This window comes from Agromyces sp. MMS24-JH15, from assembly GCF_043518605.1.
Taxonomy (GTDB): Bacteria; Actinomycetota; Actinomycetes; order Actinomycetales; family Microbacteriaceae; genus Agromyces.
In genome coordinates, this window is the sequence record NZ_CP171358.1 from 1,861,299 (window position 1) to 1,876,331 (window position 15,033).

Annotated in this window: 13 protein-coding genes; 7 read left to right on the top strand and 6 right to left on the bottom strand. The window is 71.7% G+C overall.

The annotated features are described in order from the left end of the window. Positions 1-2: 2 nt before the first annotated feature. The 3 genes from fdxA to ACDF64_RS08440 form a co-directional block, all read right to left on the bottom strand. Positions 3-326 (bottom strand): ferredoxin, encoded by a 324-nt coding sequence (gene fdxA / locus ACDF64_RS08430; RefSeq protein ID WP_394554811.1) that lies wholly within the window; start codon positions 324-326, stop codon positions 3-5. A gap of 34 nt (positions 327-360) precedes the next feature. Beyond that, positions 361-1,611, bottom strand: coding sequence for an NAD(P)/FAD-dependent oxidoreductase (locus tag ACDF64_RS08435; RefSeq protein ID WP_394554812.1), 1,251 nt, complete (start codon positions 1,609-1,611; stop codon positions 361-363). Between the two features lie 321 nt (positions 1,612-1,932). Next, complete coding sequence (locus ACDF64_RS08440) at positions 1,933-2,754, bottom strand: IclR family transcriptional regulator (protein WP_394554814.1); 822 nt, start codon at positions 2,752-2,754, stop codon at positions 1,933-1,935. Positions 2,755-2,941: 187 nt separating this feature from the next. Here ACDF64_RS08440 and ACDF64_RS08445 point away from each other — a divergent pair, with 187 nt between their 5' ends. The 4 genes from ACDF64_RS08445 to ACDF64_RS08460 all read left to right on the top strand — a co-directional run bounded on the left by ACDF64_RS08445 (position 2,942) and on the right by ACDF64_RS08460 (position 5,641). Continuing rightward, the gene (locus tag ACDF64_RS08445; protein ID WP_394554815.1) at positions 2,942-3,739 is read left to right on the top strand and encodes an SDR family oxidoreductase; all 798 of its coding nucleotides are present in this window, start codon (positions 2,942-2,944) and stop codon (positions 3,737-3,739) included. A gap of 14 nt (positions 3,740-3,753) precedes the next feature. Beyond that, positions 3,754-4,386: a carboxymuconolactone decarboxylase family protein gene (locus ACDF64_RS08450; RefSeq protein WP_394554817.1), complete on the top strand. Its 633-nt coding sequence runs from the start codon at positions 3,754-3,756 to the stop codon at positions 4,384-4,386. Then, the gene (locus ACDF64_RS08455; protein WP_394554818.1) at positions 4,386-4,928 is read left to right on the top strand and encodes an HtaA domain-containing protein; all 543 of its coding nucleotides are present in this window, start codon (positions 4,386-4,388) and stop codon (positions 4,926-4,928) included. The genes ACDF64_RS08450 and ACDF64_RS08455 overlap by 1 nt, the downstream gene beginning before the upstream one ends. A 104-nt stretch (positions 4,929-5,032) precedes the next feature. Continuing rightward, positions 5,033-5,641: a TetR/AcrR family transcriptional regulator gene (locus ACDF64_RS08460; RefSeq protein WP_394554819.1), complete on the top strand. Its 609-nt coding sequence runs from the start codon at positions 5,033-5,035 to the stop codon at positions 5,639-5,641. A 100-nt stretch (positions 5,642-5,741) separates the two neighbouring features. Here ACDF64_RS08460 and ACDF64_RS08465 read toward each other — a convergent pair whose 3' ends face one another. Beyond that, the gene (locus ACDF64_RS08465) at positions 5,742-6,680 is read right to left on the bottom strand and encodes an SDR family NAD(P)-dependent oxidoreductase (protein WP_394554820.1); all 939 of its coding nucleotides are present in this window, start codon (positions 6,678-6,680) and stop codon (positions 5,742-5,744) included. A gap of 175 nt (positions 6,681-6,855) precedes the next feature. On the opposite strand from ACDF64_RS08465, the gene ACDF64_RS08470 reads away from it, so the two are divergent. Genes ACDF64_RS08470 through ACDF64_RS08480 form a run of 3 tightly spaced genes read left to right on the top strand, consistent with a single transcriptional unit; the run spans position 6,856 to position 9,686 of the window. After that, positions 6,856-8,496, top strand: coding sequence for a flavin-containing monooxygenase (locus ACDF64_RS08470; RefSeq protein ID WP_394554822.1), 1,641 nt, complete (start codon positions 6,856-6,858; stop codon positions 8,494-8,496). Next, positions 8,496-8,801, top strand: a complete 306-nt coding sequence (locus ACDF64_RS08475; RefSeq protein WP_394554823.1) for a hypothetical protein — start codon at positions 8,496-8,498, stop codon at positions 8,799-8,801. Before ACDF64_RS08470 ends, ACDF64_RS08475 begins: the two co-directional genes overlap by 1 nt. 48 nt (positions 8,802-8,849) lie before the next feature. Beyond that, positions 8,850-9,686, top strand: a complete 837-nt coding sequence (locus ACDF64_RS08480; protein WP_394555088.1) for an HpcH/HpaI aldolase/citrate lyase family protein — start codon at positions 8,850-8,852, stop codon at positions 9,684-9,686. Between the two features lie 121 nt (positions 9,687-9,807). On the opposite strand, the gene ACDF64_RS08485 is transcribed toward ACDF64_RS08480, so the two are convergent. Then, positions 9,808-12,015, bottom strand: a complete 2,208-nt coding sequence (locus ACDF64_RS08485) for a family 43 glycosylhydrolase (protein ID WP_394554825.1) — start codon at positions 12,013-12,015, stop codon at positions 9,808-9,810. After that, entirely contained in the window at positions 12,009-14,903 is a 2,895-nt protein-coding gene (locus ACDF64_RS08490; protein WP_394554826.1) for an immunoglobulin-like domain-containing protein, read from the bottom strand. The genes ACDF64_RS08485 and ACDF64_RS08490 overlap by 7 nt, the downstream gene beginning before the upstream one ends. Between the last annotated feature and the right edge of the window lie 130 nt (positions 14,904-15,033).

Genomic DNA, 15,033 nt, shown 5'->3' on the forward strand with positions numbered 1-15,033 from the left:
GTTCAGGCCTCCTCGCGCGGGGCGAGGCCCGCGATCAGGTCGACGTCGAAGAAGATCTTCCCGGCCTTGCGCCCGCCCTTGGGCGTCTCGACCTCGGCGAAGAACCGCTCGTTCAGTTCGATGTACTGCTCCTGGTCGGCCGGGAGCTCGGCGTCGTAGAAGATCGCCTCGACCGGGCACGCGGCCACGCACGCGCCGCAGTCGATGCAGAGATCCGGGTTGATGTACGTCATCCGCCCGCCCTCGAAGATGCAGTCGGCGGGGCATTCCTGCATGCAGCTCTTGTCCTGCACGTCGACGCAGGCTTCGGTGACCACGTAGACCATGGGTTCGTTCCTCTCCCTCTCCGGATGCGTCGGATCAGGCGGCCGCGCGCGGCGCGGACGACCCGAGCTGCTCGAGCTGCTCGGTGATCGAATCGACCGTGGCGCCGGACGCCAGCAGGCGGCGGATCTGGTTGAGTGCGCGCACCCAGTTGACCGTCACGGCGCCGCACGGCGTGCCGGAGGCGTCCGCGTGGACGACGGCGACGCGGCCGTCCGCGGCGAGGTCGCCGACGACGACGGACGTGCCCGCCGGGTCGCGGTGGCCGACCGTGTGGATCTTCCAGTCGTACTGGTCGCTCCAGACGTAGTCGGTCGAGACGAACTCGGCGTCGGCGCCCTGGGCGATCGCCGCGGCGACGAAGCGGGCCTGGTCGCTCGCGTTCGTCCAGTGCTCGGCACGGTGCAGGCCGCGACCGGGGTGCGGCCAGCGTGCGACGTCGCCGATCGCGAACACGCCCTCGGCGCCGATCGCGCGCAGGCCGGCGTCGGTGACGACGCCGTTCTCGAGCTGGAGGCCCGAGCCCGCGAGCCAGTCGGTCGACGGGATCGACCCGATGCCGACGATCGCCGTCGAGGTCGAGAGTTCGGTGCCGTCGTCGAGCACGACGGTGAGGGCGCCGGCTTCGCCGCGGATGTCGGCGACGCCGACGCCGAAGCGGGCCTCGACGCCGTTGGCGCGGTGGAGGTCGACGAGGCTCGCGGCGAGTTCGGGACCGACCAGGCGGGCCATGGGCTCGGCGACCGGGTCGACGACGGTGACCCGGCATCCGAATCCGATCGCGGCCGCGGCGATCTCGGTGCCGATGAAGCCGCCGCCGACGACGACGACCGGCTCGCCGAGCGCGAGCCGCTCGGCGATCGCGCGGGCGTCGGCGAGGGTGCGCAACTGGAGCACGCCGGAGGCGGGTCGCCAGGGGGAGGGCCGGGCTGCGGCGCCCGTGGCGATCACGAGGGTGTCGTACGCGAGGCGCTCGCCGCTGTCGAGCAGGACGGCCTTCGCGGCGACGTCGAGGCCGACGGCGGGGATGCCGAGTCGGAGGTCGATCCCGGCCTCGTCGAGCTCGCCCCTGGTGGCGAGGCGGAAGCTCTCGACGGTCTCGTCCGCCCAGTCGGACTTCAGGAGGTCCTTGGACAGGGGCGGACGGTCGTAGGGGAGTTCGGCCTCCGCGCCCACGAGCGCGATCGGGCCGGTGTGGCCGAGCGTCCGGAGGTGCTGCGCGGTGCGGGTCCCGGCAAGGGATGCCCCGACGATGACGACGCGTCCGGTGACGTCGGTGTCGCTCATGGTGGTCCTCAACTTCACTGTCGGGGTTCGGAATGTCTCGTTCAAGCGAACGGAAGATCGCTATTACGCAACACGAGTATCACCGGGCGGGTCGTCGATGTCAACCGGACCGGCTCAGGGGGCATCGCCTCAGGGGCTGCCGTTCGCACGCTCGGACCGCGCACCCGGAATCAACGCGCGGACGCGAATGGTCGCTTCGCTCGACCCATTCCGACGATTCGCGTCCGCGCGGCGATGATCGGGCGGCGCGGCGCGGCGCGGCGCGGCGCGGCGCGGCGCGGCGCGGTGTGAGGTGTGTGGGGTGGTGACGCGCTGGCGGTCTCAGCCGTCCAGTTGCTGTCCGCCGATGTTGGCGGTGATCTGCGCGGCGGCCTCCCTGACCAGGACGGCCAACGACTCCGCCTTCGCCTCGTCGAAGCGCGACTCGGGGATCGTGATGCCCGCCGCCCCGGCGACGCTGCCCGACGCGAGGCCGAAGACCGGAGCGGCGATCGCGACGGCGCCCGAGATGCGCTCGCTGCGGGTGATGGCGTAGCCGTCTCGACGGATCTCGCGGAGCCGCTCGAGGAGCTGCTCAGGGTCGGTGATCGTGCTCGGCGTGAGCTTCGCGAGCGGGCCGCGCGCGACCTCCTGCTGGACCGCCTCGGGGAGGTAGGCGAGGATCGCGAGGCCGCTCGCACCGCCGTGGAGGGGCATCCACTGCTGCAACGGGACCGTGTACCGCAGCGGATGCGGCGAGTCGACCGTCGAGGTGAACATCATCTGGCGCCGCTGCTCGTCGCAGAGCGAGGAGAACGCCGATTCGCCCGTCCGGGCGACGAGTTCCTCGAGGACGCCGAGGGCCAGTTCCTGCGACGGGTAGCGATCGGTGGTCAGCCAGGCGAGCCGCAGGAACTCGAGGCCCAGGCGGTAGGAGGTGCCGTTCTCGGCGCGGCGCACGAGGCCGAGCTTCTCGAGGTCGGTGATCAGGCGGTGCGCGGTGCTCGGGCTCACGTCCATCCGGCCGGCGAGTTCGCGCACGCCGTGCGAGTCCTTCGGGCTCTCGACCATGTACGTGAGCAGTTCGATGCCGCGCGCCAGCGGCTGCCGGCGGCGCGCCGCCTCGCCGTTCGCCGTCTCGCCCGCGTCCATCGCCATGCCCATCGACCGCCATTCGCTCGTATCCGGATCCCGCGTCGTCGGCTTGACAACCGTCGGGTCAGAAGCGATCCTATTCCGGTAGTTCAACGGAACACGCGTTCGGTTGAACAAAGCACTTCCGGATATCGTGCACGCCCCTCATCGGTGAGCCGGTGTGCGATGCCGGGTCTTCGACGGAGAGGAACACGCCATGACGATCGCCGAGGCAACGGTCGCAGCACCGGACGGCACCGCCGAGCCGCAGCGGAGGGTCGCGGTCGTGACCGGCGCCGCCGCGGGCATCGGGAACTCGATCGCCGAGCGACTCGCGCGCGACGGATTCGCGGTCGCCCTCATCGGCCGGACCCCGGGGACCGCCGCGGCCGCCGCAGCCGACATCGTCGCCGCCGGTGGCACGGCCGCTGGCTACGACGCCGACGTCGCCGACCGCGAGCAGGTCGACGCCGCCGTCGAGGCCATCCGCGCCGACCTCGGGCCCGTCTCGGTCGTCGTCGCGAACGCCGCCGTCGCGCCGCAGCAGTCGTTCCTCGACATGACGCTCGACGAGTGGAACACCACCATCGGCACCAACCTGACGGGCACGTTCAACACCGTGCAGTCGTGCCTGCCCGACCTCGTCGAGGCCGGCTGGGGCCGGGTCATCCTCATCTCGTCGTCGAGCGCCCAGCGCGGCGCGCCGCGCATGGCGCACTACGCGGCCTCCAAGGGCGGCCAGCTCGCGCTCGCCAAGGCGCTCGCGGTCGAGTTCGCGCGCCAGGGCATCACCGTGAACACGGTGGTCCCGTCCTCGATCGACACCCCGAGCGTCGAGAAGAAGCGAGCGGCCGGCAAGATCCCGTCGGCCGAGGACATGGCGAAGTTCATCCCCGTCGGGCGGATGGGCACCGGCGCCGACATCGCGGGCGCCGTCTCCTACCTCGCCTCCGACGACACCTCCTACGTGACCGGCCAGACGATCAGCGTCAACGGCGGATCCTTCATCGGCTGAACGGAGCCACTTCCATGACCGACACCCTGCAGACCACCGAGCCCCGCATCCCCCCGCGCCCCACCGAGGAGTGGACGCCCGACGTCGACGACGCGTTCGCCGCGCTCCGCGCGCACGCGCCGGGCGGTGCCGACGCCGCCCCGGATGCCGTCCCCCAGCGGCCGAAGGCGAACATCCTCGGCATCTACGCCTGGCACCCGGACTTCATCCGCGGCTGGATGCCGTTCTCGAACCACCTGCGCCACTCGACCCTGTCGGACCGCCTCCGCGAGATCGCGATCCTGCGGACCACCTGGCTCGGCTACGGCGAGTACGAGTGGGCCCAGCACGTCTGGATGAGCACCGCGAGCGGCGCGCTCACCGAGGCCGAGGTCGCCGCGCTCTCGGAGGGCCCGGACGCCGCGTCCTGGTCGCCGGAGGATGCCGCGATCGTGCGCTCGATCGACGAGATGGTCACGGGCGACAAGCTCGTCTCGGATGCCACGTGGGCCCAAGTCGCGGCGCAGCTCGACCGGCAGCAGCTCATCGACTTCGTGTTCACGGTCGGCACCTACGACATGCACTGCATGGCGTTCCGGAACCTCGGCCTCGAGCTCGAGCCCGGCATGCGCGGATTCCCCGCCGAGCACACGGCCCCGGTCGACTGATGAGCACCGCCGGAGTCGACGCGCCCGAGGCGCCCGCGCCCGAAGCGCCCGCCGAGTCGGTCGCGCCGGAGGTCGTCGGCCCGGCCCTCCAGTGGGCCGTCCGCGACTCGCTCATCCGCTACGTCACCGTCATCGCGCGCGGCACGTACGAGGTCGGCGGCGGCGCCGTCGAGGGCGACGGGGGCGTGTTCTCGTTCCCCCTGCGCCACGCGGCGCAGGAGGGCGCCGACTGGCGGCTCTCCTTCGCGGGTTCGGTGCGTTTCTCCGCCCACCACGGCCTGATGGACATCCTGATCGCCGATCCCGAGGTCGTCGTCGGCCCGGAGGGCGGCGTGCTCGCCACCCATCGGGCGGATGACCCGGACGACCTCCTCGCGGTGGTCGCGCTCGGCCCGGCGTCGCCCGCGGCGGCCGGCGGCGAGCTGGTCTGGGCCGACGTGCGGACCGAGCTCGCCGCGGCCGCGGTGCCGCTGTTCGGCACGGTGTACCCGGCAGGCACCGAGATGGCTCCCCTCGGGATCAGGATCGCGCTAGATTCCTAACCATGTCTCAATCCCTGTCGGAGCGCCCCACTCGTCCGTCCGGCCGGAAGCCCTCCGGTGAGCGCGGGAACGTGCGGGGAGAGGCGACCCGCCAGCGCATCCTGATGGCCGCAGAGCGGCTGTTCGCCGAGCACGGGATTTCAGCCGTGCCGCTCAGGGATATCGGCGTCGAGGCCGGCCAGCGCAACCATGCGGCGGTCCAGTACCACTTCGGCGACCGCGACGCGGTCGTGCGCGCGATCATGGAGTCGCGCGGCGGCCAGAGCGAGGTGGTCCGCACCGACCTGGTCGCGGGCCTCATGGCGGGCGGCGTGGTGCCGGGCGTCTCGGACGTGGTCGACGCGTTCGTGCGGCCGCTCGCGATCCACATCCAGCCGGACAACCACTACCTCGCGTTCCTCTCGCTCTACATCACCGAGGAGGGCGGCTACGAGGGGCTGGGCACGGGCGTGCACACCGGGGCATCCGTCATCACGCTCCGCGCCCTGCTCCCGCGGCTCGTCCCGGAGATCCCCGAGGCGGTGCTCGACGAGCGCTGGTGGGTCACGCTCACGAGCGCGGTGCACACGCTCGCGCGCTACCAGGCCGGGCAGTCGAAGGGCGTGCGGACCGTGAAGATCGACGTGCTCATCGCCGACCTCGTCGCCTACCTCAGCGCCGGCCTCACGGCGCCGATCGTCGCGGGCGATCCGCGGGTCGCCGTCCCCGACTGACCCGGATCGGGTCGATCCGATCGGGCAGCGCCGATCGGACGTCGAAGGGGGGCGTGCGGATCACCGCACGCCCCCCTTCGCGTCTCCCGGGACTCCGCGATCAGCGCCCGAGGTGGGACATGAACTGCGACGCCCAGTCGTTGAGGCTCGCGGGCACGTAGTACCCGTCCTGGTCGTTGATCTCGTCCCAGTGTCCGGCGACCTCCTCGATCGTCGGCGAGCCGTCGGACAGCCAGCCCGGCGTGATGCCGAGGAACCACCGCGAGAACCGCTTCGCGCCCGCGACGAGGATCTCGCCGTTCACCGGGCAGTCCTCGTGCGCGAGCAGCGCGACCATCGGCGAGACCAGCCCGGTCTCCATGGCCTGAAGCAGCGCCGGGTTCGGCGGGGTCGCGGTCACGATGTTCGGCTTCGTCGCCGACTCGCTCGGCCGGGTCACGGCGTTCGGGGCGATCGCGTTGACGCGGATGCCCTTGGGCTCGGCGGCCACGGCGAGACTCCGGGTGAAGCCGATGAGCGCGCCCTTGGCGGTCGCGTAGGCGAGGTTGTCGGCCAGGCCCAGCATGCCAGTCGAGACCGTCGTGATGACGCGGCCGTAGCCCTGCGCCTCGAAGTGCGGCCATGCCGCACGGGTCGTGTGCCAGGTGCCCCGCAGGTGCACGTCGAGCGTGCGCTCGAGGTTGTCGGCGTCTGCCTCCGGGAAGGTCGCCCAGCGGGAGATGCCCGCGTTGTTCACGACCACGTCGATGCGGCCGAACTCGCGGACGGCGGTGTCGACCAGGGCGTGGCAGTTCGCCTCGACGCCGATGTCGCTCGTGTCGGCGATCGCCTCGCCGCCCGCAGCGACGATCTCGGCCACGACGTCGTTCGCGGGGCCGGTGTCGGCACCGACGCCCTCCTTCGAGCCGCCGAAGTCGTTCACGACGACCTTCGCGCCGCGCTCGGCGAGGAGCAGTGCGTGCGCCCGGCCGAGTCCGCGGCCGGCGCCGGTGACGACGACGACCCGTCCGTCGAATCGGAGGTCAGCGCGTTCGTTCATCATTCTCCCTTGAACTGGATGTCCTTGGATTTCATCACATGCGCTCAGAAACGGCAACCGCGCGCCGTGGCATCCATATTCATGCTGGCGAAGATCGCTTGCCTGAATTCAGCAGATGTGCTTATATATCCGATGATGGCCGAACGGCCGGATCACAGAGCTGGAGCAGGGACGCATGGCGAACAGGTCGGACAACGGGGTCGACGTCGAAGTACTGGTGATCGGTGCGGGCGTGGTGGGCATCTACGCCCTCCATCGCGCGCTCGAGGCGGGATTCACCGCGCAGACGCTGGAGGCCGGCGACGGCGTCGGCGGCGTCTGGTACTGGAACCGCTACCCGGCGGCGCGATTCGACTCGGAGAGCTACACCTACGGGTACCTCTTCTCGAAGGAGCTCTTCACGGAGTGGAAGTGGGAGGAGGAGTTCGCGACCCAGCCCGAGATCGAGCGCTACCTCAACCACGTCGTCGACCGCTTCGACCTGCGTCGCCACATCCGCACCGGCCAGCGCGTCGTGCGAGCGAACTGGGACGACGATGCGAACCGCTGGGAGATCACGACCGAGGCGGGCGAGACGATCCTCGCGCGCTGGGTCATCTCGGCGACCGGCGGCCTGTCCGTCCCGCACTACCCCGAGGTCGAGGGCCTCGAGGACTTCCGCGGCGAGGGCCACCACACCGGCGCCTGGCCGCACGAGCCGCTCGACTTCGCCGGCAAGCGCGTCGCGATCATCGGCAACGGCCCGTCGGGCGCCCAGATGCTGCCCGTCATCTCGGAGATCGCCGCCCAGGTCGACCTCTACCAGCGCACCGCCACCTGGACCACGCCGCTCAACAACGCGCCCCTCACCGACGAGAAGCGCCAGTGGCTGAGCGACAACTTCGAGCAGATCGCGCAGACCCTCACCGCTCGCACCAACCCGACCGGATTCATGCACCCGTCGGCCGGCAGGTTCTCGACCGACGACAGCCCCGAGCAGCGCCAGGCCTTCTACGAGGAGATCTGGAAGGCGCCCGGCTTCGGCAAGCTCACGTCGAACTACTGGGACATGACGACCAACCGCGAGGCGAACCTCGAGTTCTGCGAGTTCCTCGCGAACAAGGTCCGCTCGATCGTGCAGGACCCGGCCACCGCTGAGCGCCTCATCCCGACCGACCACCTCTTCGGTGCGAAGCGCCCGCCGTTCATCGCCGACTACTACGAGTCGTTCAACAAGCCGAACGTCTCGCTCGTCTCGCTCAAGGAGACGCCGTTCGTGCGGATCGACGAGACCGGCATCGAGACCACCGAGGGCCACCGCGACTACGACATCATCGTCTACGCGACCGGCTTCGACTTCGGCACCGGCGCGCTCACGCGCATGGGCATCACGGGCCGCGACGGCCTCGACCTGTCGACCGACTGGGAGGAGGGGCCGAGCGACTTCGGCGGCTTCGCGGCCCACCGGCTGCCCAACTTCTTCTTCCCCGGCGGCCCGCACGGCGCCGGCGGCGGCAACTACCCGCGCTACTCGCAGGACCAGATCGACTGGATCGCCGACACGCTGATCCACGCGCGCGCGCACGGCTTCGACCGGTTCGAGCCGACCGCCGAGCACGAGGAATCCTGGATGACCATGATCGAGACCCTCGCACCGCGCTCGATCTTCTCGGCCGAGCACAGCCACTACTACGGCGCGAACGTCGCCGGCAAGCCGCGCAAGTTCCTGCTCAACCCGGGCGGCCGGGCCGGACTCCACGAGATCCTCGACGGACTGACCGCCACGCCCGACTACGACGGCGCGTTGGCGTCCACGAGCGAGCGGGTGGCCGCCTGATGGCCCGCGAGGCGCTCCTCGCGCTCGTCAACCCGGTCGAGGGCCGGGACGACGAGTTCCGCGAGTGGTACTGGGAGACGCACGTCCCCGAGGTCCTCGAGCTGCCCGGCTTCGTCGCGGCGCACCGACTGCGCCTCGCCGAGGAGCCGGGCGGCGCAGCCCCCTTCCGGTACGCCACGGTCTACGAGATCGAGGGGTCCGCGGTCGAGGCCCGCAACCGGATGTTCGGCGCGGGCCTCGGGATGAGCGACGCGATGGACCTCACCGCGATGATCGTCGCGCCGTACGGCCCCGCGCACGCATAGGACGTCGAGCGTGCCGGCGCGGTTCGGGTGAGGACGATGAAGGAGTCGATGGTGCGAAGTCACCTCGCGCAGCGGGTCAGCAGCGAACTGGCGAGATCGTGGCTGCTGGTGTCGGCGCGCGAGACCACGCGCTTCGAGGATGCGACGGGGTCGGCGACCGACCGGGTCATCCTCGACATCGAGGACGCGATCGACCCGATGAGGAAGGATTCCGCGCGCGCCGGCGTCATCGCCTGGCTGAGCGGAGCAGGCAGCGCCTGGGTCCGCATCAACGACCGGGCGAGCGATTTCTGGGCCGCGGACGTGGACGGGCTGCGCGGCGTGCCGGGGCTGCAGGGCGTCGTCCTGGCGAAGGTGGAGTCCGCGACCGCGGTCACCGAGACCTTCGAGGCGCTCGGCGGTCGCGTGCCCGTCGTCGCGCTCATCGAGTCCGCACTCGGCATCGAGGAGTCCGTCGCCATCGCGCGAGCACGCGGAGCGCACCGGCTCGCGTTCGGCAGCGGCGACTATCGTCGCGACACCGGAACGAGCACCGATGACCTGGCGATGGCCTATCCGCGCTCGAAGCTCGTCGTCGCCAGTCGGATCGGGGGACTGCCCGGGCCGATCGACGGTCCGACGGTCGCGCCGGGTCACGTGCCGCTTCGCGAGCAGGCGGCCGTGGCGGTGTCGCTCGGCATGACCGGAAAGCTCTGCCTGTTCGCCGAGCAGGCTCCGGTCGTGAACGAGGCGTTCGGTCCGTCGGCGTCGGACCTGAGCTGGGCCCGGGAGTTCCTCCTGGACTTCGACGAGGCCGGAGGTGCGGTCCGGGACGGCAGCGATCCGCCGCGCCTCGCTCGGGCGCGAAGGATCCAGGAGCTGGCGCGGGCGTTCGCGATCGCGTAGCCGCGCCGATGCCGGTCATGCGACCGACGAGTTCGCCCCGCTGATCGGCTGACTCGACGCGAAGCGGCGCCGCCGCCCCCATGGGCGACGGCGCCTCCTCATCGCGCTCGTTCCGGATGCCTCAGCAGGTCGTCGCCGCGTAGCCGGCCGTGACCGTGAGGGCGCGGGTCGGGTCGGCCGGATCGGTTCCCGCGACCGTCACCGACCCCGCGGCGAGCGACTTCACGCGGGTCGCGAAGGTCGTGCTGGCCGACGCGCCGGCCTCGAGCGCGAACGACTTCGCGCCGTACGCGCTCGTCGCGGCCGCGTCGACCGCGACCCCGTCGGCGTTCCGCACCGTCGTCACGACGACCGCCTTGCCGGCGACGCATCGCGTCGTGGCGACGGCCTCGACGGCCACGGGGGCCGCCGGGTCGGCCGCGACCGAGGCGAAGCGGTACCGCTGGCAGTCGTTGTTCAGCACGCTGTACTGGTGCACGCGCGTGCCGTCGGCGGCCGCGCAGAACGAGAGGTCGAGCGCCTTCAGGCTGGTGCCGTTCCGGAACTCGACGACCCCGTCGTTGCCGACGAGCACGCGCCAGGTGCTGCCCGCGATCCCGCACGCGCCCTGCGTGACGGTCGCCGAGTCCGCCGACGAGCCGCCCGTCACCGAGAGGCACTTCGCCGGTGCCGAGCCGAGGTGGATCTCGGACTCGCCGTTCGCCGCGGCCGTGAAGGTCACGCCCTGGCAGGCCGTGCCCGTGTACTCGCGCTGCTGGAGGATCGCGCCGTCGGCGGTCGTGCAGCCGGGCACCTCGAGCGCCTTGCCCGACGCGATCGAGGTCACGACGACCGAGCCCGCCGGGCGGAGCGCCCAGTCCTGCCCGGCGGCGCCGGTCGCGGTCGACTGCACGACTCCGGCACCCGCCGCCGAGGCCGCGGCCGTATCGAGCACCTTGCCGCTCGTGCGGTTCGCGAGCTTCGACCAGCCGCCCGTCGTCTGGGCGACCGACCACTGCTGGCAGCCCGTGGTGGTGAACGGCGACTGCTCGACACCTGCGCCCTGCGCCGTGGCGCAGCCGACCGGCCCGAGGGCCGTGCCGCCGACCGCGTTCACGACGCGAAGGTACCCGTCGCCCGTGGCGTCGAGCACGAAGCGCGACCGCGACGACGCGCAGTCGCCCAGCACGAGCGCCGCACCGTCCTCGGCCGACGGCACCGTGGCGCACAGCCCGGTGCTGCGGCTGACGAGGTTCCAGCGCGCGCCCTCCACCCGGGCGGTGATCGGCGCGTTCTCGCCGCTCGGCACCCGGACCGCGGTGGTCGTCGCCTGCGGGACGCCGAAGTCCGGCTCGCCCTCGCCGGTCCAGCCCACGACCTGCGCTCGCGCCGACCGCTCGCGACCGCACCCGCCGTTCGCGCGGGCGTTGGCGTGGTACAGGTTCCACGTCTCGGTGCCGTCGGGCGAGGTGAAGAAGTCGTTGTGGCCGGTGCCGTAGGCGCCGTTCGCCTTCGAGAAGACGGGCCCGTCGCTCTTCCGCCACGACGTCTGGAGCACGGGGTCGCCGCCCTGGTACTCGAGCGTGCCGAGCTGGTAGTCCTCGGTGCCGCAGAAGCTGGCCGAGTAGACGATCCAGGTCTTCCCGTCCTTCTGCAGCGGAACCGGGCCCTCGTTCACCGGTTGCCCGATGACCTCCCACGCCTCGGTGGGCTGCGACAGGATGCTGAGCGGTCCGGTCGCGGTCCACGGGGTCGACATGCGGGCGATGTAGTTGCTCTGCAGCCCGTCGGGCGCGAACGCCGACCAGGTCACGAACAGCTCGCCGTTCAGCTGCAGGTAGGCCCCGTCGATGTTCCACGCATCGGTCGGGATCGGGCGGCCCTTGTAGGTGTACGGCCCCATCGGGTCGTCCGCTGCGCTCTCGATGACCTGCAGGTGCTGGGTGCCGTAGTCGCCCGAGACGCCCATCGTGTACATGAGGTACCAGCGCCAGCCGTTCGGCCCCTCGAGGCGTTGGAGCTCCGGCGCCCACATGTTGCCGTTCCGGCCGGTGTTGGTGTCGGAGTACACCGTGACCGGCTTGGTGGTGCCGAGGCCCGCGAGGGTCGGCGCCTTGCGCATGACGACCTTGTTGTCCCACGTCGTGGACACCAGGTAGTAGTTGCCGTCGTGGAACTCGATCGTCGGGTCGGCGGTGTCGGGGGCGAGCGGGTTCAGGAACGTGTCTTCCCCGATCGCCTCGGCAGCCGGCGCCTGCGCGGCGTCGACGGCGGCGACGGCGGTGAGTCCGCCGAGCGCCAGCGCGGCGACCAGGGTCATCCGCAGTGCGGTGCGAAGCGGCTTCAGCATGTGCGGCCCGCGTACGAACCGGTCGCGGCCACGCCGTCGACCGTCGCCGAGACCTGCCCGGCGGGCACGGTCGCGAGGCGGCTCGAGAACGTCACCGAGAGGGTGGCCCCCGCGCCGATCGTCACCACGCGCTCGCCGTACGCCGAGGCGACGGTGACCTCCGCGGCCTGCGCCGAGCGGTTCGTCGACTTGGCGATGAGGCTGACCTTGCCCGCCACGCAGCGGGTCTCGGCGACCACGTCGATGCCGGGCGTGACGGTCACGGTCGCCGTCACCGGCATCCGCGAGTCATCCTGCGCGACACCCGCGACCGTGAAGGTGCCCGGCGTCGCGTAGTCGGCCGCATCGACGGCGTCCCAGACGACGTCGGCCTGCTTCGTCGTGCCCGCGGCGGTCGTGAGCGACGCCTTCGGCAGCACCGGTGCGACACCGGCACGGGTGGTCACGGCGATCGGCGCGACGTCGGCGACCGCGACCGCGGGGGCGTACGCCTCGAGCACCTGCTGGTACTCGGCGCGCGTCACCGGGATCACGGTGCCGTGTCGGGGCTTGCCGCCGTCGCTGTTCTGCGGCAGGTTCGCGCGCAGCGTCGCGCCGAGCGGCTGCCACGAGGTGCCGTCGGCGATGTCGGTCGACCCGAACGGGATGTAGTAGTTCGGCCCGCCGTGGTAGTTGGGCTGGTCGATGAACAGGTACCAGTCGAAGCCGTTCACGTCACCCGGGTTGGAGGGGAAGATGCTCGGCCCCTCACCGCTCGAGTAGGTGCCGCCGGGCTCGCCGTTCGGCAGGCCGGTCGCGACCTGCTCCTTCACGAGCGTCCACTGGTCGGCTGCGCCCGTCGTGCCGGGCAGGGTGCCCGTGATCGTGGCGAGGAGGTTCGTCGACTTCTCCTCGCGGATCGTCATGGATGCCTCGTCCTTCGTGAACCGGTAGTAGATGCCGTCCTGCTCGGCGACCGTCGAGTCGATCAGGCCGAGGCCCGTGCCGCGCTTGACGTCGGACCAGATCTGGGCGTCCGAGAACGTGACGAAGTCGTCGGTCGTGGCGACCATCATGCGGTTGTAGGTCACGGCCGTGCGCGAGGCCGCGTTGGTGTCGGGGTACAGGTTCGAGGCCCAGAACACGACGTAGCGGTCGAGCGCGTCGTCCCAGTACGCCTCGGGCGCCCACGTGTTGCCGGCGTACGGCGTCGAGACCTGGATGTGGCGCTGGTTCGACCAGTTGACGAGGTCGGTCGACTCCCAGACCTCGATCCCGAGCGAGCCCGAGAGCTGCGCGGTCGTGAACCCGCCGGCGAGTCCGGCGACCTTGAGGTCGGTGGCGAGCATGTAGAACGTGTCGCCCTCGTGCGAGCGGATGATGAACGGGTCGCGGAGTCCGGTCGTGCCCTGCGTCGACGTGAAGATCGGCTCGCCGCCGTTCAGCGTGTTCCAGCGCAGTGCGTCGTTGCCCTTGGATGCGGCGAGGCTGACGCGCTCGGCGCCGGCGCCCTCGCCCGTGAAGAACGCCCAGACGTAGGCCTCGGGGTCCTCGGCGGTGGCGGGCTTCGCGGGCACGGTGAGCGCGAACGTGCGCGTGGCGGCGGCGCCGCCGCTCGTCGCGGTCGCGGTGAGCTCGACCTCGTCGGAGGCCGCGGGGCGCGTGATCGTGATCGTGGCGGTGCCCGTCTTGACCCCGGCACGCACGGTCGCGACCGCGGCGCCGTCGGTCACGGCCCAGGCGATGGCCGAGCCGTTCGCTCCGACGGTCGGCACCGAGAAGCTCGTGCGCACGTCGCCGGCCTCGACCGGCAGTGCGACGGCCGCGAGGTCGGCGTCGACCTTCGCCTGGTCGGAGAGCTGCGCGGGCACGGTCACGGCATAGGTGCGGGTCGCGGTCGTGCCGCCCGCGGTGAACGTCGCGGTCAGCGTCACGGAGGCGTCGGCCGAGCCGCCCGCGGGGCGGGTCACGGTCGCGGCGCCGCCGGTCACGGTGATCGCCGGCGAGTCGGATGCCCATGAGACGGTCGCGCCGTGGCTCGCCGTCGGCAGCGTGAAGTTCGCGGTCGCCGTGGAGGCGACCGTGACGGCCGCGGTCCCACCGGTGAGGGCCTGCTCGGCGAAGAGCTGCTGCACGGTGGCCGAGTCGAGGGCGGCGCCGTAGACCGCGTAGTCGCCGACCGATCCGGCCCAGCCGTTGTCGGCGTAGGTCGAGCGGCCAAGGTACGACACGAGGCTCGAGCCGAACGACGACACGTTGCGCGCGATCGTGACCTGGCTGATCTGGGCGCCGTTGACGTACGTCGTGAGCTTGCCCGCGACGCCGTCGATGACGGTCGTGTAGAGCGCCATGCCCGCGGGCGTCTTGATGCCGGTGGTGGCGGCGTTCGTCGCGCCCGCGCCGACCTCGGTGCCCCACGGCGCGGTCGCGCTGACGGTGTTCGTCAGCGCGGACTTCACGTAACCGCTCGGGTTGGTCGGGTTCAGCAGCCAGTACGCGCTCGAGTACGAGGCGCCGGATGCCACGGGCGCGCCGATGAAGGCGGCGGCCACGTTCGCGGGCCCGGTGCGGTTCTCGATCCACGTCGAGACGGTGACCTGCGTCCTGCCGACGAGGCCGGCGGTCGGGATCTCGAGGTAGCCCGCGCTCGCGCGCGCACCTCCGGGGAGCGACAGGGCGCCGCCGTCGACGGTCGCACCCGTCTGCTTGATGACGCCGTCGTAGCCGTTGCCGGAGGCGTCGGCGACGACGCCCGCCGCGGCGGCGTCGAACGTGTAGTGGATCAGCGGGGCCGGCGCCTCGGCGGCGTCGGCGGACTGCGGGGCGATGGCCCCGACGGCGGCGAAGGCGGCGGCGGCCGCCACGACGGCGGCCCCCGTCCGCAACTTCCGCACGAAGGTGTCGCGCATGTCACTCCAATGTGTGTGGTGGTGCGGTGTGGTGGGGCCGGCACGTGGTGCCGCCGGTTGCCGGTGGTGCTGGTCGGGAGGGACGGTTCCGGATGCCGCGACGCGCCGCCGAGGCATCCGGAACCGGCTG

Bases quoted from the DNA above. Each gene is read 5' to 3' on its own strand.
- ACDF64_RS08435 (WP_394554812.1), bottom strand. From the start codon at position 1,611: ATGAGCGACACCGACGTCACCGGACGCGTCGTCATCGTCGGGGCATCC.
- ACDF64_RS08445 (WP_394554815.1), top strand. From the start codon at position 2,942: ATGACGATCGCCGAGGCAACGGTCGCAGCACCGGACGGCACCGCCGAG.
- ACDF64_RS08460 (WP_394554819.1), top strand. From the start codon at position 5,033: ATGGCCGCAGAGCGGCTGTTCGCCGAGCACGGGATTTCAGCCGTGCCG.
- ACDF64_RS08475 (WP_394554823.1), top strand. From the start codon at position 8,496: ATGGCCCGCGAGGCGCTCCTCGCGCTCGTCAACCCGGTCGAGGGCCGG.
- ACDF64_RS08485 (WP_394554825.1), bottom strand. From the start codon at position 12,015: ATGCTGAAGCCGCTTCGCACCGCACTGCGGATGACCCTGGTCGCCGCG.
- ACDF64_RS08450 (WP_394554817.1), top strand. From the start codon at position 3,754: ATGACCGACACCCTGCAGACCACCGAGCCCCGCATCCCCCCGCGCCCC.
- ACDF64_RS08455 (WP_394554818.1), top strand. From the start codon at position 4,386: ATGAGCACCGCCGGAGTCGACGCGCCCGAGGCGCCCGCGCCCGAAGCG.
- ACDF64_RS08470 (WP_394554822.1), top strand. From the start codon at position 6,856: ATGGCGAACAGGTCGGACAACGGGGTCGACGTCGAAGTACTGGTGATC.
- ACDF64_RS08440 (WP_394554814.1), bottom strand. From the start codon at position 2,754: ATGGGCATGGCGATGGACGCGGGCGAGACGGCGAACGGCGAGGCGGCG.
- ACDF64_RS08490 (WP_394554826.1), bottom strand. From the start codon at position 14,903: ATGCGCGACACCTTCGTGCGGAAGTTGCGGACGGGGGCCGCCGTCGTG.
- ACDF64_RS08465 (WP_394554820.1), bottom strand. From the start codon at position 6,680: ATGAACGAACGCGCTGACCTCCGATTCGACGGACGGGTCGTCGTCGTC.
- ACDF64_RS08480 (WP_394555088.1), top strand. From the start codon at position 8,850: ATGGTGCGAAGTCACCTCGCGCAGCGGGTCAGCAGCGAACTGGCGAGA.
- fdxA (WP_394554811.1), bottom strand. From the start codon at position 326: ATGGTCTACGTGGTCACCGAAGCCTGCGTCGACGTGCAGGACAAGAGC.